The following is a 17,510-nucleotide window of genomic DNA, read 5'->3' on the forward strand; positions in this document are numbered from 1 at the left end:
CCCCTAGTCTCGGACGTGGAATGAGCCGAGGCCGGGGAAGAGGAGCAGGTTCGTCAGGGGCGGCGCCTCGCGGGTCGAGTGCACCGACGCCGACGGAGCTGATCGTGGACTGCTTCGCGCGGGCGGACAGCGAGGTCGACGACGCGATCCGCGCGAAGGTCGCCGAGCTCCTTGCAAAGAAGGAGGATCCGGTCGCCGGCGGCGTCGGAGGCGACACCGCAAAGGACGCCTCGGACCTGGTGCTCGCCGCCCGGACGGCCGCCGCGGGCGATGCCGCGTCCGTGCGGCAGGCGATCACCCTGCTCGAGCGCGCGCTCGTCCACCAGCAGGCCTTCATCGAGCGCGTGGACGCCGCCGTCAAGGAGCCGCGTAAGCGCGCCAGCTATGAGATCTGGAACGCCGCGGGTCTGAAGGGCACGGACACCGGCCACCACGAAGCCCTCCTTGACCGCGCCGAGGCTCAGCGACGGTCGATCGAGCAGCAGCTGGCGGATCTTCGACGGCCGGGTCGCACGAACTGGGCGCTCACCGCCCGCAGGTCGTTCGGCCGGGATGCGATCGCCAAGACCCACGCGAACGGCCTCCTCCATCAGGCGCTCGCCTCTGACACGCTCGATCACGCCCGGGGCCTGATCGAGAGCTGGGAGGCGGCCATGGCACCCGATGACGGCCTTGAGCCCGAAGAGGGTCCGGACCTCGCGTGCCTGATCGGCCTCGGCAGGATCGCCCGGGCTACGGCCGCCGTCGGCGAGCAGGAGGGGACCGACTGGCTGTCGATCTCCCGAAACGACGTCGATGTGATGCTCGAGAACTTGCAGTCCAATCGCCGAAGCGGCGACGCCTATGAGAAGGCCCTCCATCAGATGCACCGATCACGGCTTCCCGAGGAGCTCCCGATCGCACGCGCATCGAGCGCCGAGGCCGTCATGGCCCGCGCCCGCGCGATGACGCGCATCCCGCGCCGCTTCGACTCGAGCCGGGACCGCTACCGGCCGAACCCCTATGAGCGGATCGTCCTGACGATCCCCGCCGAGCCTGCCGCGATCATCGAGCTCGCCGCAGAGGGGGCATCGAACATGTACGCCCAGCGGCCGGTCCGGTTCAACGTCAGCGAGACCCGGCGCGGCGGACGGAGGGGCGGCTTCCTGGCGGTCAGTCGGATCGCGAAGATCAACGGCCAGAGCGTCGAGGTGCGCGCGATGTGCCCGCTCGGCAGCAGCCGGATGACCACCGATGAGTCCAATCACCAGTGGGCGCTCGAACGCTCGCAGGAGCTCGGCCTGTCAGAGGCCATGGCCGCTGCCATGACGGTGAAGGACCCCTCGGACTTCGATCCGTGCGTCCTCGGTAAGCCGGTCCTGTCGGAGGGGACCTCCATGTCCAGCCGAATCGCCCGGGTCGGCGCGCAGCGTCTGCCGGATCTGGTCGGCGCTGATCGCTGTGCCCACCCGAATGCGAGCTGGACGAGCGTCCGCCGGCCGGGCAAGCAGCGCGACAGCGCGCGCCTTCGCTGCCCGGGCTGCCTGCGCAACGCGATCGCCAGCGTCCCCCTCCACCGTCTTCCCGAAGGGCACCCAAGCCTCGAGGGTCTGGATGAGACGACCTACCTCGCGCGGGAGCGGTACTACGCCGAGCTGGCGGGCCGCACACCCTCGCGCGCGACGACCGTCGCGCAGCTGCGCTCAGAGGACGGCGAGGCCGACCTCAACCCGGCGGCCTACGCCGTCGGTGAGGATCTCCCCGGCGCCAACCGGCCGAAGTCCGTGCGCTCGTTGCTCGCCCGCAGCAGCCGCTGAGGCGCCTGGACTCTCGTGAGACCGAGAGCCCTTCCCGATCGCGACAACCCTGGACGATCGGGGAGTACTGGCGAGACCGTTAGGGCCAGATACTCCGGCGCGCTACCACGCCGTGTCTCACCCCTCCTGCATGAGAGGTCAACTGATGTCTCCCACCCGCATGGGCCCCTGGAAGGCTCGCGGACTGGCGCGATCGTCGGCATTCGGCGCGATGGCAGCCACCCTCGTCGCCATCTTTGCGTGTCTATCGCTGACGGCGCCGGCGGCGGGGATGGTCGGCGGCACGACTCCCTCACCCGAGCCCCGCTGGGCGGTCCGCCTCGACGCCGACGGGCGGGCGAACTGCTCCGGGACCTTGATCGCCCGTCAGTGGGTCCTGACCGCGGCCCACTGCTTCGACGGTCAGACGAGCGGCACCCTCAATACGGCCCGCGTCGGCGGTCTCGCGTGGACGATCACGGAGAAGCCGCAGCTCCATCCGAGCTACCGGTCGGTCAACGCGTGGGACGAAAAGGTCTGGGACCTTGCCCTGGTCAAGCTCCCGGTCGACGTCGTCGCCGGGTTCGGTGCCCGCACTCTGCCGTTGGCGAGCGTCGCGGACCTCAACTACTTCAAGAACCGGGGAGTGACGGCCTTCGGCTACGGCCGCACGAAGCGGAACGAAGGGCCGATGACCTCGTCGATCAAGAAGACCCCCGACCACGCCTGGAGTATGGGCGCGAGTTGCCAGGCCCGGCTTCATGAGTGCTTCGTCCGGGCAGGATGGGCAGCGGACAGCTCGTCGATACAGAAGGGCGACAGCGGAGGCCCGTGGGTCGGGTGGCGCAACGGCGGCTGGCGCATCCTCGCGGTGACCAGCGGCCGCTTCGGTCGTTCGTGCGACTGGGACAGGAAGAAGCGGGCCCTGGTCAACTGCCCCGAGAACCTGATCCACGGAGCCTCGCCCGCACACGCCGCGAGCTGGATCAAGAAAGTCACGGCACCGCCGACCGCACCACTGGCGCCGGTCGCCCCGGCTCCGGTCGCCCCGGCCCCCGGGCCCGCGCCGGTCGCACCACCGCCCGTCGCCGCACCGGCGCGTCGCGCGATCACTGTGGACAACCGGGTCACGAACGGCATGGGGATGCGTGAGGACACGACCCCGGTGCGTCTGACGACCCAGCCGTGGGTACGGTGCGGATCGCGGGGCTGCAACATCAACGGCACGGAGGCCGGCAGCGGTCACGTCTACAACGCGGCCGTCTGCCAGAGGACCGGTGAGCGGACGACGAACGGCCACGACACCTCAGCCGCTGATGACGCGAACCCGTTGCGCTTCGAGTCAACCCGCTACTACGGCGTGCGGCTCACCAACGGCGTCTTCGGCTACATCAGCGAAGTCTGGATCCGCGCCGCCGACCGCGGCGGACTCGGGCTCCCCGGATGCTGAGATCCGACGATGCGGGCCCCGGGCGCTTCCGCTTCCCGGTAAGCAGCCCTCGTCGGGGGTCAGGCCGATCCTCCGGCGCGATCGTCGCCCGGCTCCGCGCGGCGCTCGCGGTCCTCGCGCTCGCGGCGATGCTTGCGGGCTGTGGGGGAGGAGACGATGAGGAGCAGGCCGCCACGCCTGCCCCGACCACGAGCTCCTCGCCCGGATCCTCAGCACCCCGCGGCTACTCTCCGTCGGATGGGGAACTGATCGATCGCCTCGAGAGCAGCGTCACCGAGCTTGAGATGCTTGCCGGCGAAGCCGGCTTCTGCGCGGGCGACCCCGTCTGCCTGTCCGAGGTGTCGGAGAGACTCGGCGCCTTCGTCGATGAGGAGTCCCTCGCCCTTGAGGGCCCGGTAGCCGAGGCCGAACTGCCCTGCCTCCGGCGGGCCGGGATCGCGTTCCTCGCCGGTCTCGACGGATACGGGCGAGTCGCCGACGCCGGATCGGCGGGGGACTTCGAGACCGCAGGGTTCGAGGTCGGCTCCGCTCAGGACGACCTCGATCGCAGTGTGGAGAGCCTCGGCGAGTGCCGGCAGGAGGCTTTGGAGCCCGGCTGACACGCTCGACTCGAGCAGGTGGACGCCGGGCCCGGGAGGTTGGGGGCCGCTTGGCTGCTCGAGGTGAGCGGGAGGTTCTGTTACCGCTCCTCCAATCGTCCTCGGTGCACAGGAGGACGATCACGACTCAGATGGTCCGCACCTCAGCCCGCACACCGCGCAGCTCCACCAGCTGGGAGATGTCGTCGAGGTCGCCGGTGATGATCCGGTCGCCCTCCATCGCGCAGGCGGCCACCGCGGCGTCGGCGATGTCCGAGGTGGCAGCGACTCCGAGCAGGTGGCCGGTGGTCCGGGCGAGCTCCGCGTCGAGGGGGATGACCCGCAGGCCCTTCAGGAAGCGGGCGAGGTTCGCGGACTGGGGACCTCGCCAGGTCTGGGCGAGGGCGACCGCCGGAACGACCAGCTCGTCACGATCCTCGGCCGCGGCCTTCTTCAGAGCCCAGGCGGCCCGTTCGTTGCGATCCGCGGCGACGAGGAGGCCGGCGTCGGCGATCAGGCGAGCCAACGGGCCCGCGCCTCGGTGAGCTCCGCCGGGGTGATCTCCCCGTGCTCGGCCTCCCACTCGGCGACCGCGTCCAGGGACTGCGCCCGGCGCGCCTCGCTGTCGACCAGGGAGGCGATCAGCGCGGACACGTTACCCTCGAAGCCCCGCTCGGCGAGCTGGCGCACCTGCTCGGCGGTCGGGTCGGGGAGCGAGATCGAGATCTTCTTCGCCATGCGGCGATCATACCGCGGTATGACCGCGGGCGCGAGCGGACGGCCTGGCGAGCTTCGGGGTTCGGCTTGAGCGACGGCTCTAGATCGAACGGTGGGCCGCGGCCGGCAGCCCGTAGCGACCTGGACGCCCCAAACAGCGGGTTCTTTGGGTGCGGGCACCCCAGAGAACCCGCCCTATACTCCGGTGTCCGGGACCCGGAGCGTGCTCGCTGGCCAGATCAAGCAGCGGCGCTGATGGCGGCCCGCGGGGGAGCCTCAGGGGGCGGGAACCTCAGCCCCGACTTGACATAATGCATATTAGCGTGCGGTGAAGGGGGCACCCAGGGATGGGCCTAGGAGACGCTCTTCCAGCCGGAGCCGGACCGCACCCTCGAGATCGTCGCCTGGGAGACTCCGAAGCGGGTCTGCAGGTCGCGTGACGACTCCTCGGAGCCACGGATCGCGCGCACCTGGTCGGGAGTCAGACGAGCCGCTCGATGTGGCGGGATCGGAGCCCGCGCTAGTGCTGCGGTGACGTGCTTCCACGTCCGCCCGAGCTGGATCTTCCCGACCATCGACTCGGTGATCCCGAAATGGGCGGCGATCTCCGCGGCCGAGTCCCCGGACAACGCGATCTCACGGACCTGCTCGACGGTCAGCTTCTGAGCCATTCGCCCCTTGTTCACTGCATCGGCGCTGTTCTCGGCAGGAGTTCCGAGCCACAGGTGCGCCGGGTTGCAGCACGGCGGGTTGTCGCAGCTGTGGCAGACCGGCTCGTTGCGTCCTGGCAACTCCACCAGTCCCGCGGTCAGCGCGAAAGCGACCCGGCTCGAGGTGGCGCTTGTGAGCTTGCCGGCCCGCCTGAAGTACACGAGCCCGTAGCCCTTCTGGTGGCGCGTCCCGGTCCAGAGCCAGCAGTCGTCGGGTCCGGCCTTCGCCACGCGCTGCCAGAAGCGGTCCGGATCAGCAGCGACGCGGGCGAAACCGTCGTGAGGAGATTGGCGGCCGGCCACCTCCCGACCATGGGCCGGTCAGCCAGCGAGTTGCTGAGATCTCCCTCATCAAGAGCTTTATCAGTGCCAGATGGAACCTCCATCTGGCATGCCTGGCTGCGCACGACCGGGACCCCCCCCGGGGAATGCAAGCAGGAGCTGAAGAGCGCCCCTCAGACGGCGACCGCCGGCACCCATACCACCGCCGCGCTCCAGCCCTCGGCCCGGCGACTGGTGCATATGCCTATCGCCGTACCTGGCCATCCGGGGGGAGAAACCCGCTCTCACGTCTGTCTAGATGTCGGTGCGCGTCTACTACGCCTCCGCTGGGTCCCCGGTGGAGGCCGCGCGTCCGGTGTCGTGGCCACCTGGAGAGGCAGGCAGAGCATGCGTGGAACCCTCCGAGCATCCGTGATCGCGACGGTCCTCTGCGCTGCCGCGCTCTTCGCCGCTCCGGGGACCGCCGCCGCCTTCGAGCCACACTTCCCCTCGGACCCGAAGTTCGACCAGCAGTGGAACCTCCACAACACGGGCTGGCCGCTCGGTGTCCCGGATGCGGATATCGACGCTCCGGAGGCGTGGGGGCGGATCCAGGGCAGGACCCTCGCGCCGGTGTCCGTCGCGGTGCTCGAAGAGGGTGTGAACATCTCGAATCCGGAGTTCGCCGGTCAGCTGTGGGTGAACCCCGATGAGGTCCGCAACGAGCTGGATGATGACGGCAACGGCTACAGCGACGACATCCACGGCTCCTACTGGCAGCTCCGGATCGGCGCTCGCGACGACAACGGCTACCCGGACAGCCACGGCAGTCTTGTCTCCGGCATCATCGCGGCGGCCCACAACGACCTCGAGATCGCCGGCGTCGCACCGAACGCCCGCCTGATGGTCCTCCAGGGCGGGCCCTTCGGCCGCACCCGCGGCGAGCACCTTGGGTTGGAGTACGCCCTCTCGAAGGACGCGCGCGTCGTGAACCTGTCCCTCGGCCGCGGCGACCACACGGGGATTGGAGACCACGACAACTTCTGCCCGGTGATCGACCGCCTCACCAAGAACGGGACCCTCGTCGTCGCGGCGGCCGGCAATGATGGGCTTGACTCCGACCAGGTGCCGTTCTGGCCGGCCGCGTGCCCGGGGACCATCAGTGTCGCCGCCACCAACCAGTACGACGTCCTCCGGCCCTACAGCAACTGGGGCGCAAAGAACGTCGACATCGCCGCCCCCGCCGGCGTGCCCAGCATCTGCACCTTCTACGGCGGCTGCTCCCTCGGCGGGACCTCCGCCGCCGCCCCGATGGTCTCCGGGGTCGCTGTGATCCTCTTCGGCCTCCACCCAGACGCCGAGGTCGACGATGTCCGTCGGGCAATCCTCGAATCCGCCGACCCGATCGGCCACCTCCCCGACAACCAGGGCAAGCCGACAGCGACCAACGGCCGGCTGAACGCCGACCGCGCCATCGTCCGCCTCGACCAGATCATGGCCGCGAAGTCCACGGCCCCGGACACTTCCACCCCACCCTCCCCTCCCCTGCCGTCAGCGCCCACGACCACGGGTGGCGGATCGGTGCCGCGGCAGGCCGAGGCGGGCCCTCGGCCGCGCCTCACCCGGCAGCGCGCCCGCGCCTTCGTGCGGGCATATCGAGGTGGGAGCGCCCCGGCGCGGAGGGCCCTCGCCCGCGGGCCCCTGCGGATCGCGATCGCTGACGTGAACGCCGACCGCCGCCCCGAGGCCATCGTCTCCGTCCCACTCGGCAAGCGGCGCCTCTGGCTCGTGATCAGCGACGCGAGCGGCCGCGACCGGATCGTCATCCGCCGCACACTCACCAAGGGCGCTCGCCTCGAGACCAGACGAGGCCGCCTCTGGGTGGTCACACCAAGAGCAGGCAGGGCGCCCAGCAGGATCGCGGTGTCGCTCCCCCGCTAGGAGCACCCGCTCGGCTGTGCGGCATGGCCGCTAGCAGCCCTGACCCGCCTGGAGGAGTGGCGGCCGCGCTGCGGCCACCGCGGCACTCATAGTCGCGCCGCCAGGTCATGTATTGGGCCTAAGAGCCGCCCACATCACGACGGCGCCCACGACAGCGTGAGTCGTCAGAGACGCCGCGGCCGCGGGCCGCCTTCGCCACTGGCCCAGGAAAACGCATCGTGCCTCTCGGGGTGAGCCTATTCACTGAGATGTGAATCCTCTCCGTGTCCCTTCCCGTCTTCGGCCCCCCTTCTCGGGCCGCTCATCCCGGCGCCTGATCATCGCGCTCCTTCTGGCCGCGATCGCGGCGCCGGTCGTTCCTGTCGCCGATGACGGGACCGCGCTCGCAGCAGGCGCGTGCACCAAGTTCGCCTCGACGGCGGGCCTGGACACCAACGCCGGCACCGAGGCCCAGCCCTACCGGACGGCGCAGAAGCTGGTCGACAACCTGAGCCCCGGCGCGGTCGGCTGCCTCGCCGCGGGGCAGGAGTTCATCGAGAACGTCCGCTTCAACAACGGCGGCACGCAGGCCGCGCCGATCACGCTCCAGAGCGCCCCTGGAGCGACGCGCGCAACGATCCGCGGTCAGGTCTTCGTCCCTGACTCCTCGAACGACGTCGAGATCGAGAACCTGATCCTGAACGGCAACCGTGCGGGTTCCACCTACCGGACGAACCCGACGATCAACGGCGACAGGGTCGTGCTGCGCGGCAACGACATCAGCAACGACAACGTGGACAAGATCTGCGTCCACATCGGCGACGCGGAGTTCGGCGAGGCCCTGGACGTGACCGTCACCCAGAACCGGATCCACAACTGCGGCCTGCTCTCGCCGCGCTCGAACCTGGACCACGGTGTCTACGTGAACTGGGCTCAGCGGACGGTCATCTCGGACAACTTCTTCTACGACAACGCGACCTACGGCGTCCACCTCTACCCGCGGGCGCTGACGACGTCGGTCTTCCGCAACGTGATCCACGGCAACGGCAAGGGCGTGATCTTCTCGGGGACCGACGGTGTCGCCTCGAACGACAACGCGGTCTTCGACAACATCATCACGGGCTCGCTGAACGCCCCGAACATCGAGAGCTGGTATCCGGCGGGTAACCCGGTCGGCACCGGCAACCTGGCCGAGCGCAACTGCCTGATGCGCGACGGCGGGGCGACCAACATCGGCCCGCAGGTCGGCTTCACCGCCTCGGACAACCTGATCGTGGACCCGCAGTACGCGAACGCCGCGGCGAAGGACTTCACGGTCCCGGCCGGCAACCCCTGCTTCTCGAAGCAGCCGATCCCCTACTTCGTGGGCAACTCGCCGCCGGTCGTCGGCCCCTTCATCCTCGAGTCCGACCCGCGCGCCTCCTCGGTCCTGAACTTCCGCTCGGGCGCCCTGGATGCGGACGGGATGATCATGCTCGTCGAGTGGGACTTCAACAACGACGGCGTCTGGGAGGAGCCGAAGAGCAGCAAGGTCGTCTGGACCTTCCCCGAGGCCGGCTCCTACCCGGTCAAGGTGCGGGCCACCGACGATGACGGCGCCATCACCTACGGCGAGACGACCATCGTGGTCGGCGCGCAGATCCCCGAGACGCCCGCGCCGCCGAACCAGGCGCCGGTCTCCGACTTCACCTACAGCTTCTCCAACAGCATCCACGGCGGTCTCGCTCTGACCGTGGTCTCGACCTCGACCGACGCGGACGGGACGATCGCCGAGCGGGCCTGGGCGTGGGGCAGCGGCACGCAGCCCAGCGACTGGTACAAGTTCGGCACCACCCACGGGGGCGCCGTATCTCCGGGCTGGATGATGATGAGCCACCGGACGACCGATAACGACGGCGCCCGGACCTACGCCCGCAAGATGATCTTCGTCCCCGCGGTGCTTCCCGCGCCGCCGCCCTCGAGCCCCCCGAACCTCGTCGTGAACCCCTCGTTCGAGACGGACCTCGCGGGCTGGGGAACCTGGCAGGCGAGCCTCACCCGGGTGAACCTCGGCGCCGGCGCGCCGGCGGGGAGCCACGTCGTCAAGGCGACGCGGACGACCGGGACCTCGTTCACGATCGACGACACGAACCCGACGGTCGCCTCGGCGAGCACGGGTGTCACCTACTTCGCCTCTGCGAAGATCGCCGCGGCGAACTCGACCTCGGTCGGCAAGACCTCACGGATCTACCTGCGCGAGCGCGACGCGTCCGGCGCAGTCCTGCGGACGCTCAACGGCCCGGCGCTCACCCTGAGCACCTCGTTCCAGACGGCGACGGCGGAGATCACCCCGCTGTCGGCCGGCAACAAGATCGAGATCTACATCAACCAGGCCAGCGCGGCCTCCGGTGACGCCATCTACCTCGATGACATCACCCTGACCGCCGGGAGCTGAACCCCAGCCCCGGATCGGGCGAGGGTAGATGAGGGACGGCGGGCCGATCGAGCGTGGAGCTCGAGCGGCCCGCCGTGCGTACCCTCACACCTCGCCTCGCCACGCCCCTCAGATGTCCACTCGGGCCGGGCTCGGCGCTAGTCCCGGCCCGCCCGCTCGGAGACGACGATCCAGGGGAGCCACGTAGTCCCGGGCTGCAGCGCCTTACTCGCGAGGTCGAGGCGCGGGGCGACCCACCCTCCCGCCGGCGGCTGGCTGAGCCGGCTCGACACCACGATCTCCGGGTCCGCAACCAGGGCGAATCCGAGCGACTGGCAGCGGAAGGTGAGCGTTCGGCCTTCCGGGGTGTCCACCTCGACCAGGTCCCCCATTGAGAGCGAAGGGCCGTCGTATCCGCTCGGGCGGATCTCCGGCGCGTTGGAGTGGGTGAAGGCGGCCTCGCAGGCGGCCTCTGGGCTCGGGGCCTCCACCGAGGTCAGTTCGTAGCAGAGGGCGTGTTCGAGGTCGGCGCGCGGCGGCCCGAAGGTCTTCGCCACGAGATCGAAGACGTGGAAGGCTCGGACGGCGGGGTAGGTGGGCATGTCGTCACACTAGGCCCGCACGGGACGGGTGCATCGAGCAGAACCTCACCTGCTCGCGTGGCGCTCCAGCGCGGTCGGCCCCTATGATCGCGCCCCCGGGCCCGCGAAGGGGCCACCAGGCCGAGGAGACTTCCTGATGGCACTTGCGCGTCGGATCACGCCCGTGAGGGTGGTTGCCACCGCCGTCGTCCTCGGTCTCGCCGCGGGCAGCGGCGTCGCCCACGGTGAGGCGGTGAGCGGCCCACCGTCTGTGGAGCGCGGAAGCGCCGAGTACGGCCCCCACGCCCGGGCGCGCGTCCAGGTCGTGAATCCGATCCGCGTCGGCACGGTGGTCCGGATCACGATGAGCGGCTTCGCGCCCCGCGCCCTGATCAGCGCAGCGATCCAGCCGAAGTCGGCGCAGGGCGCCAACGGGGTCGGCCGGGGGCTCTTCAGGGAGCGGCGCGCCAACGCTTCCGGGGTACTCGTCGTGCGGATGCGCTTCCCCCGCAGCTACTTCATCTGCGCGGGCTCGCAGGACTGCGGCACGTACCTCTTCAAGAACGGCGAGCGGGTGCTGATCTCCGCCTACGACTCCAGCAAGTACGCGAGCGCGACGAGGCGGCTCGTAGTGCCAGCGCGCCGCTGAGGACTCCGACCCCCGGCCGTGGCCTCCTGCTCGAGGTCGCGGCCGGGGGTCCTGAGCAAGCTCAGGTGCTGAGGATGCGCGTCGTCGACCGGAAGGCGGACTTCCCTGTGCGCAGGTTCGTCACCCGGACCGACACCCGCGCGCCCTGTGCGCGCCCTGTGCGGACCAGCAGGCCGTTGAACTCGACGCAGCGCAGGCTCGTGTTGGAGAGCCGACCGCGCTTGCGGCCGACTTCACGCCCTGAGCTGTCGAAGACCCTGATCAGATGGCGGAAGCTCGCCGGGCGCGCGTTCGCATCGCAGTAGCGGAAGGTGGTGAACGTGATCGTTCCCGGACCCGCCAGGGCGCCGAAGAGCTTCACGATCCGAGGCGCAGTCGTGCGCTGAGCCTCTGACGCCCCATCGAGGACAGCCCGGGCCGGCGGGGCCTGCTTGTCGGTGGCGCCCGTCGCGGTCGCCGGGAGGGCGATCGCAACGGCGACGGCGCTGAGGGCGAGGGCTGCGACGCGCGCGGGATGACGAGCGGGCCTATCGGTCATGAGTGCTCCTTGACATGAGGGGGTTCACAGGGTTGGAGAGGTCAGTCCTGGTTCGGTCGGACGGGGTTGGTCCCGATCGTCTCGGCCCACTCGGGCAGCTCGAGGCCGAGACGTCTGCTCTCGACGGTGACCGATATCCGCCACTGGTTCCGCACCGGCCCGCCGACATCGGCCGCCGAGGAGTTGTTGATCCGGTTCCAGGCGTCTTGGTTCCCGCTCCGGAGTGCTGCCCCCTGTTCATCCCGAAGGTCGGACACGGCACCCATGTCGGCGGCGAATCTCCTGTTGATGCCTCGCAGGCTCGGCGGGGGTGTGGCGAGCCGCTGACGGACCGCGCCCTCTGAGAGGAGCGCGGCAGCGCGCGCGTACTCCTCTCCGGCCGCCTCCACCTCGGGACTCCCCCACTGGGCTTCCGCGTTCTCCGTGTAGGCGCGGACGACGATCGACCTGGCCCGCTGGTAGAAGCCGTTCGCGATCCGCGACTGGGCCATGTAGCGCCTCAGGGACTTCTGCGCCTGCTCCCGCGGTGTGGGTGCCGGCGCCGTGGCGGGCGCTGTTGCTCCGTTCGTGCTCTGGGCGCTGTCATCCGCCCCGCCTCCACACCCGGCCGAGATGGCAACGGCTGCTACGAGCAGCACCAGGTAGCGCACGTGCCCTCTCCCCCGTTCGACTGATCCGCACCCTAACGTCGGATCCCGTGCCCCACGAGAGCCCCATCGGTCCAGTTCTCTCATCCGTCGGTCTAGTCGCGCGCCGGTCGCGGAGAAAGCACACGCGATCGATGACTCTCCTCGCCGTTGAGGGCCTACGTTCTCTCCAATGCCACGCGGCCGATCTCACACGTCCCCGTCACCGCTTCCGGCGCCGCGAGGCCTCACCGCGAAGCTCTGGGACGAGCTGCGCACGCAGCTTGAGGTCCACGAGGCCATCGATGCCCGCCAGCGGGCGATCCACGACCTGGTAACGGGGGCGATCGCCGCGCTCGCGTGGCCGAGCGTCTGCGAGCTCCTGCGGGACCTTGACTGGCGCCTCGACCCGGAGAAGGACGGCCCGATGCTCGCCGAGACACCCGACACCTGGGATGTCGGCTGGGACGATGATGCAGACGAGGATCCGATGGAGACCTATGCCGTCTCCTGCTCGTTCAGCGACCTCGTCGCCGATGCTCTCGGGCCGGACGCCCCCTCGGGCTGGCAGGAGCGTTGCCGCGCCCTCGAGGCGATCGATCCGACCACTCACCCTCTGAGCATCGCCGAGTTCGACTACAACTTCGAGTATGGCGAGAGCGTCGGCGCTCGTGAGAGCACCCTCGACGAGGAGCTGCGCTCGACGGTGAGCCACGCGCTGGCCACCATCTACTCACGTCGGATCGAGAACGACCCGTTGCTGTGCGCCTGGGACTGGTCGCGGCCCTGAACTGACCCGGTGATCACCGGTTGCCCGTCTCGGAGTTTCGAGCGCCTCGGCACCACGGCCACGCAGCCTGGTGGCGATGGTCCCATCGCCCTCACGCAAGGTCGCCCTCGGCCAGTTCTACTCGACCCGTGCCCTGGCCGAGTTCATGCTCTCGCTCACGCTGTCGGATCCCTCAACGGCTCGGGCACTCGAGCCGAGCTGCGGGCCGGGCGTGTTCGTCGACGCGCTCGTTGAGCGCGGGTGGCGTGACATCACCGCCGTCGACATCGACCCGGTGAACGCCGGCCTGGTACGGCAGGTCCATGGGGGTCTGGTCGAGGTCCGGTGCCAGGACTTCCTCGACATGACCGAGGCGAACTACGACCTGGTGATCGGCAACCCGCCCTATGTCGGCTGGTCTCACCTGTCCGCGGATGTGCGGAGCCGACTGCGCACGGGCGCGCCCTGGGCCGAGCTCGCGAACGGTCAATGGGACCTGCTCTACTCCTTCCTCATCTGGTCGGTGCTTCGGCTACGAGACGGGGGCGAGCTGGTCTTCATCGTCCCGACCGCCTGGATGACCTCCACCTATGCCGCGTCGCTTCGGGGTTTCCTCGCCGCGCATGGGGACTTCGAGCTCATCCTGCGCTTCGGCGAGATGCGGCTCTTCGCCGACTGCCACCCGCACTGCATGGTCTTCCGCTACCGGCGCCGGATCGCCCCCCGACGCGGCGCGATCATGGTCGGCGACCTGAACGCATCCCGGGGGCTCTCCCCCACCGCCGCGCTCGCCGAGGCCTCTCGCCTCTTCGGCGCGGCGCCGGGGCCGCTGGGTGCCGGGGCCGGGGCGCCCGATGGGGGCTGGAGCGCCTACATCGCGCCGGCCTTCGCCGGGGCTGGTCCCTGGTCCCTCGTCCCTCCGCTCGAGCGTCAGGAGAACGAGCGCCTCGAGCTGGCCTGCCGGGGCTCGTCGCTGAGCGATCTCGCTCATGTCTGCGTCGGCGTGGCGAGCGGGCTCAACGAGGCCTTCACGCTCTCCGACGCTGACCAGGTGCCGGCGGCGGAGAGACTCCACGTCCGCAAGTTCGTCAGCGGGGGAGGCTGTGAACGCTTCACCCGCGCGCGGACCTTCCCGATGATCTTCCCGGAGGCGCAGCTCGAGGAAGAGCTCGAAGGCCGCGCTCCCTGGATCCATGCGCGGTTGAGTGAGCGCCGAGGGGATCTCGAGGGGCGGCATCTCGCTGCCGGCCGCCCGTGGTTCTCCTGGGCGACGGTCCGCAACATGGAGGTCTTCGCGTCGCGTGCCGGTCGGGCGGCGATCGCTGTCCGCCCGATCGACCGTGCGCCGAAGGCCCGCTTTGCGCTCGTCGAGGGTGATGCACTCCCACTCGGCGACACCCTGATGATCGTCCGGCGCGAGGAGGCCCGAGAGGACGTCCTGTACCTACTCTCCTGGTTGAGCAGCGCCCGTGTGTGGCGCTGGTACTCCTCGAGGGGCCCGCGCATGGGGGACCGGCTCCGCTACACCCAGGGGCACGTCAGCCGGGTCCCCGTCCTCGTGATCGACTGGACCGACCCTGTCGAGGTCGCGGCGCACGCCCGCATCGTCGCCTTCGCCGAGGCGCGTCTCGACGCCGAGGTGGACGCAGCCTCACGCCTGGAGGGCCTGATTGACACGGCCTTCGATGCGCTGGTCGCCCGTCGCGTCAGCGCCCTCTAGGTCGGGGCGAGCGGCCTGGCGTTCACGGCGGCCTCGTCGTCCGAGCAGCGTCGGCAGAGGGCGCGGTAGGTCTCCTGGGCGCCGATCTGGACCTGCTGCGCCTGTGAAGGGTCGATCCGGTGGCTGATGGTCGCCGGCCCACCGCATCCGAGGCAGACCGACTGCAGCTTGTCGATGAACTCGGCCCGGGCGAGCAGGGTCGCGACGACCGGCCATGCCTGGCGCCGGTAGTCCATGTCAAGGCCGCAGCAGATCACCCGCACGCCCTGGGACACGCGCTCGTCGATCACCTCCACGATGCCGGGATCGAAGAACTGGATCTCGTCGAGTCCGAGCACCGCGGCGTCGAGGCGGGAGATCTGATCGAGGCTCTCGATCCTGCGGGCCCTCATGCGCCGGCCCGAGTGGGTGATCAGCTCGTCGCTTGCGTGCCGGGTGTCCCGGGGAGGCCTGAGGATCTCGATCCTCTGCCCCGCGATCTCGGCGCGGGTGAGGCGGCGCATCAGCTCCTCCGACTTGCCGGAGAACATCGGTCCGCAGATGACCTCGAGCCAACCACCGCGCTGGGGAACAGTCCGCATCATCTCCCGGCGAGGGTAGGCGCGCCGGCGATCCGCTCGCTCAGCTTGCCCCTCGTGGTGACACCGGACTGCCTCAGGTGGCGGAGATGCCGGTCCAGTCCGGTGCGCCCGAGGAGCAATCCTCACCGGGTTCCGTGCCGAGGCCCGCGAGGTTGCAGATCGCGTCGGTGTTCGTCTCACCCCAGGCGAAGGCGTACACGAGGTTGCTCGATCCGAGGCCGCCCTGCTGGTTGGTCCTCACGCAGTAGACGTTCCCGGCGCTCGAGGCGTTGCAGATGGTGATCGTCTGGTCGTCGAACTGCTCGAGGTAGAAACCACGTGGGGCGAGGGCCTGGGAGGCGGCGAGCGACACCGAGGCCTCGGGGAGGCTGTCCTGGAGCTGGAGGGCGAGCACGGCGTCGACGGGGAAGGCGGTGCGCTCGGCCCATGAGGCCACAGCCGAGCGCATGGCGATGCTCAGTGAGCTCCGGGCCTGTGCGTTGCGCGCGGAGTCGAGGGCGCTGATGAACGAGGAGGTGCCGATCGTCGCGAGGATCGTCAGCACCCCGATGACAGTGATCAGCTCGATGATCGTCACCCCTCGGCGGCTCGCCCTCATGCGCGAGATCATGGAGACGCCGCCGACCGGGCGCCGCGTTCTGTCCTGCGAAGCCCCGCCATGCGAGAAGTCGGCCTAACGGCGACTGACATCCGCACCGTCGGCGGGTGTCAAACACCGCCTCACGATCACGTCGCGGTGCCTTCTACACGCCGGCCCTGAGTGCAGACATGCTCGCCGGCCTCCTTCGGGTCGGCGACTCGGACCGGGTACTCGAGCCCGCCGCCGGTGACGGAGCCCTGATCGAGGCCCTCCTTGGCCGCGGGGTTCGTCCCGAGCAGATCACCGCCTGGGAGCTCGACCCGGACACGTGTGCAGAGCTCGGCCGGCGCTACCCGGGCATCACCGTCGAGCAACGAGACGCCCTGCTGAGCGTGGACCCGGCGCGGTGGCCGAGGTTCGACCGGATCATCGCGAACCCCCCATACCTCAGCAAGCAGAGCCACTACGTCCGGGCGAACCGGGACGCCCTCCGCCGTCGCTTCAGCGCGATCGGCTCGAGCGAGACCTACGCGATGTTCCTCGACCTCTGCCTGTCGTTGCTCGCGCCCAAGGGATGCTTGGCGTTCCTGGTCTCGGACACGATCCGCACCCTTAGGAGCCATGAACGCCTGCGCGCGAGGATCCTCGCCGACTACCGCCTCGAGGCCGTCGTCGCGATGCCGGAGCGTCTCTTCACCGGAGCGAGCGTCCGGACCTGCATGCTCAGCGTCAGCCGCGGATCCTCCGGGACCGTCCGGGTCCTCCCCCACGCCCGCACCGAGACCGATTACAGCGACCCGGCTTCCTGGGGAGAGCTCACCCAGGCGAGCCTTCGCGACCTCCCCGGCAGGCCCCTGGCGACGGTCCTGCCAACGGGCGTCGAGGCGCTTCTCCGCGAGGGGCAGCCGCTCGGCGAGCTCGCCCGCTCGCACATCGGCATGCACACCACCGACAACGCGGTGAGCCTCGCGGCTCTCGCCGGTTCGTCGATGGCAAGGACCTATGAGCGACGCCGCGAGAGCGAGGGCGGGGATCCGGCGCGCTGGCGCGTCATCGAGGCGGGCGTTGCCGCGGGCGCCGGGTGGAGGCCGTATCTGCGTCAGGGAGGCGTCCGGGACTTCGCGGCGCCCATCGAGGAGTTCGTCGACTGGTCGCCGGCGGCGCGCGCGAACTACAAGGGAGCCGGCGGTGCGCTCTTCGGTGAGCCGGGCGTCGCCGTCTCCGGAGTCGCCTCTCGGCTGTCGGCGCGGCTGATGGACGCGGGTTCGCTGTGGGACTCGAACAAGGCACTGGGTGTCGTCGCACACCGGGCCGAGGACAGGTTGCTCATTCTCGGGCTCCTGTGCTCGGACCTCTATGCCTTCATCGCCAAGGCCTTGCTGAACGACTCACCCTCGATCCAGCTGTCGGACCTGCTGAGTCTGCGGATCCCGATACACGGCCGCGAGGAGATCCGACGCGCCTGCGCCGGCTGTGTCGCCGCGGTCTCGGATCCGCCGGCCCTCGGCCGAGCTCGCGCTGAGCTCGACGAGGCCGTCTACGCCGCCGCGCGGATCACCCCCGCCGATCGCGCGGTCATCAATGGGTGGTTGGGCGCCCGGGGCATCGGGCGGTAGCTCCGAGGTCGGGGTGAGGGCCCCCG

The 17,510-nt window shown here is 70.0% G+C and carries 17 protein-coding genes; 9 read left to right on the forward strand and 8 right to left on the reverse strand.

What is annotated here, in order from left to right:
• Positions 1-104 precede the first annotated feature (104 nt).
• The 3 genes from IU369_RS21100 to IU369_RS21110 all read left to right on the forward strand — a co-directional run bounded on the left by IU369_RS21100 (position 105) and on the right by IU369_RS21110 (position 3,824).
• A complete protein-coding gene (locus IU369_RS21100) occupies positions 105-1,796 on the forward strand; it encodes a hypothetical protein (RefSeq protein ID WP_217924426.1) in 1,692 nt (563 codons plus the stop codon).
• Between the two features lie 211 nt (positions 1,797-2,007).
• Complete coding sequence (locus IU369_RS21105) at positions 2,008-3,225, forward strand: S1 family peptidase (RefSeq protein WP_217924427.1); 1,218 nt, start codon at positions 2,008-2,010, stop codon at positions 3,223-3,225.
• Positions 3,219-3,824, forward strand: a complete 606-nt coding sequence (locus IU369_RS21110) for a hypothetical protein (protein WP_217924428.1) — start codon at positions 3,219-3,221, stop codon at positions 3,822-3,824. Before IU369_RS21105 ends, IU369_RS21110 begins: the two co-directional genes overlap by 7 nt.
• Before the next feature lie 127 nt (positions 3,825-3,951).
• On the opposite strand, the gene IU369_RS21115 is transcribed toward IU369_RS21110, so the two are convergent.
• The 3 genes from IU369_RS21115 to IU369_RS21125 all read right to left on the reverse strand — a co-directional run bounded on the left by IU369_RS21115 (position 3,952) and on the right by IU369_RS21125 (position 5,533).
• Complete coding sequence (locus tag IU369_RS21115; protein WP_217924429.1) at positions 3,952-4,329, reverse strand: hypothetical protein; 378 nt, start codon at positions 4,327-4,329, stop codon at positions 3,952-3,954.
• Positions 4,317-4,541, reverse strand: a complete 225-nt coding sequence (locus IU369_RS21120) for a hypothetical protein (RefSeq protein WP_217924430.1) — start codon at positions 4,539-4,541, stop codon at positions 4,317-4,319. Before IU369_RS21120 ends, IU369_RS21115 begins: the two co-directional genes overlap by 13 nt.
• A gap of 332 nt (positions 4,542-4,873) precedes the next feature.
• Entirely contained in the window at positions 4,874-5,533 is a 660-nt protein-coding gene (locus tag IU369_RS21125) for an HNH endonuclease (protein WP_217924431.1), read from the reverse strand.
• A gap of 390 nt (positions 5,534-5,923) precedes the next feature.
• On the opposite strand from IU369_RS21125, the gene IU369_RS21130 reads away from it, so the two are divergent.
• Together IU369_RS21130 and IU369_RS21135 are read left to right on the forward strand one after the other, a co-directional pair.
• Positions 5,924-7,432 carry a S8 family serine peptidase gene (locus IU369_RS21130; protein WP_217924432.1) on the forward strand — a complete coding sequence of 503 codons (1,509 nt, stop codon included), beginning with the start codon at positions 5,924-5,926 and terminating at the stop codon, positions 7,430-7,432.
• A gap of 250 nt (positions 7,433-7,682) precedes the next feature.
• Positions 7,683-9,845 (forward strand): PKD domain-containing protein, encoded by a 2,163-nt coding sequence (locus IU369_RS21135; protein ID WP_217924433.1) that lies wholly within the window; start codon positions 7,683-7,685, stop codon positions 9,843-9,845.
• 137 nt (positions 9,846-9,982) lie between these two features.
• Here IU369_RS21135 and IU369_RS21140 read toward each other — a convergent pair whose 3' ends face one another.
• Positions 9,983-10,426 carry a hypothetical protein gene (locus IU369_RS21140; protein WP_217924434.1) on the reverse strand — a complete coding sequence of 148 codons (444 nt, stop codon included), beginning with the start codon at positions 10,424-10,426 and terminating at the stop codon, positions 9,983-9,985.
• 136 nt (positions 10,427-10,562) lie between these two features.
• On the opposite strand from IU369_RS21140, the gene IU369_RS21145 reads away from it, so the two are divergent.
• On the forward strand, positions 10,563-11,054 hold the full coding sequence (locus tag IU369_RS21145) for a hypothetical protein (RefSeq protein ID WP_217924435.1): 492 nt from the start codon (positions 10,563-10,565) through the stop codon (positions 11,052-11,054).
• 61 nt (positions 11,055-11,115) lie between these two features.
• Here the strand turns inward: IU369_RS21145 and IU369_RS21150 are convergent, their stop codons facing one another.
• Entirely contained in the window at positions 11,116-11,592 is a 477-nt protein-coding gene (locus IU369_RS21150) for a hypothetical protein (RefSeq protein ID WP_217924436.1), read from the reverse strand.
• 41 nt (positions 11,593-11,633) lie between these two features.
• A complete protein-coding gene (locus IU369_RS21155) occupies positions 11,634-12,242 on the reverse strand; it encodes a hypothetical protein (protein WP_217924437.1) in 609 nt (202 codons plus the stop codon).
• Positions 12,243-12,411: 169 nt separating this feature from the next.
• Here IU369_RS21155 and IU369_RS21160 point away from each other — a divergent pair, with 169 nt between their 5' ends.
• Positions 12,412-13,008, forward strand: coding sequence for a hypothetical protein (locus tag IU369_RS21160; RefSeq protein ID WP_217924438.1), 597 nt, complete (start codon positions 12,412-12,414; stop codon positions 13,006-13,008).
• A gap of 76 nt (positions 13,009-13,084) precedes the next feature.
• Positions 13,085-14,707: a class I SAM-dependent methyltransferase gene (locus IU369_RS21165; RefSeq protein WP_217924439.1), complete on the forward strand. Its 1,623-nt coding sequence runs from the start codon at positions 13,085-13,087 to the stop codon at positions 14,705-14,707.
• Here IU369_RS21165 and IU369_RS21170 read toward each other — a convergent pair.
• Both IU369_RS21170 and IU369_RS21175 read right to left on the reverse strand, forming a co-directional pair.
• Entirely contained in the window at positions 14,704-15,291 is a 588-nt protein-coding gene (locus IU369_RS21170; protein WP_217924440.1) for a thymidine kinase, read from the reverse strand. The two genes, IU369_RS21165 and IU369_RS21170, sit on opposite strands and share 4 nt — an antisense overlap.
• A 70-nt stretch (positions 15,292-15,361) precedes the next feature.
• Entirely contained in the window at positions 15,362-15,886 is a 525-nt protein-coding gene (locus IU369_RS21175; RefSeq protein ID WP_217924441.1) for a type II secretion system protein, read from the reverse strand.
• Between the two features lie 107 nt (positions 15,887-15,993).
• Between IU369_RS21175 and IU369_RS21180 the strand changes: the two genes are divergently transcribed.
• Positions 15,994-17,484: an HsdM family class I SAM-dependent methyltransferase gene (locus IU369_RS21180; protein WP_217924442.1), complete on the forward strand. Its 1,491-nt coding sequence runs from the start codon at positions 15,994-15,996 to the stop codon at positions 17,482-17,484.
• Positions 17,485-17,510 lie beyond the last annotated feature (26 nt).

The sequence above is a fragment of the Miltoncostaea oceani genome, assembly GCF_018141545.1.
In the GTDB taxonomy this organism is placed as follows: domain Bacteria; phylum Actinomycetota; class Thermoleophilia; order Miltoncostaeales; family Miltoncostaeaceae; genus Miltoncostaea; species Miltoncostaea oceani.

Excerpts from the sequence above, each read along its gene's own strand:
- IU369_RS21110 (WP_217924428.1), top strand. The coding sequence starts at position 3,219 with ATGCTGAGATCCGACGATGCGGGCCCCGGGCGCTTCCGCTTCCCGGTA.
- IU369_RS21165 (WP_217924439.1), top strand. The coding sequence starts at position 13,085 with ATGGTCCCATCGCCCTCACGCAAGGTCGCCCTCGGCCAGTTCTACTCG.
- IU369_RS21120 (WP_217924430.1), bottom strand. The coding sequence starts at position 4,541 with ATGGCGAAGAAGATCTCGATCTCGCTCCCCGACCCGACCGCCGAGCAG.
- IU369_RS21105 (WP_217924427.1), top strand. The coding sequence starts at position 2,008 with ATGGCAGCCACCCTCGTCGCCATCTTTGCGTGTCTATCGCTGACGGCG.
- IU369_RS21150 (WP_217924436.1), bottom strand. The coding sequence starts at position 11,592 with ATGACCGATAGGCCCGCTCGTCATCCCGCGCGCGTCGCAGCCCTCGCC.
- IU369_RS21175 (WP_217924441.1), bottom strand. The coding sequence starts at position 15,886 with ATGAGGGCGAGCCGCCGAGGGGTGACGATCATCGAGCTGATCACTGTC.
- IU369_RS21160 (WP_217924438.1), top strand. The coding sequence starts at position 12,412 with ATGCCACGCGGCCGATCTCACACGTCCCCGTCACCGCTTCCGGCGCCG.
- IU369_RS21140 (WP_217924434.1), bottom strand. The coding sequence starts at position 10,426 with ATGCCCACCTACCCCGCCGTCCGAGCCTTCCACGTCTTCGATCTCGTG.
- IU369_RS21170 (WP_217924440.1), bottom strand. The coding sequence starts at position 15,291 with ATGATGCGGACTGTTCCCCAGCGCGGTGGTTGGCTCGAGGTCATCTGC.
- IU369_RS21145 (WP_217924435.1), top strand. The coding sequence starts at position 10,563 with ATGGCACTTGCGCGTCGGATCACGCCCGTGAGGGTGGTTGCCACCGCC.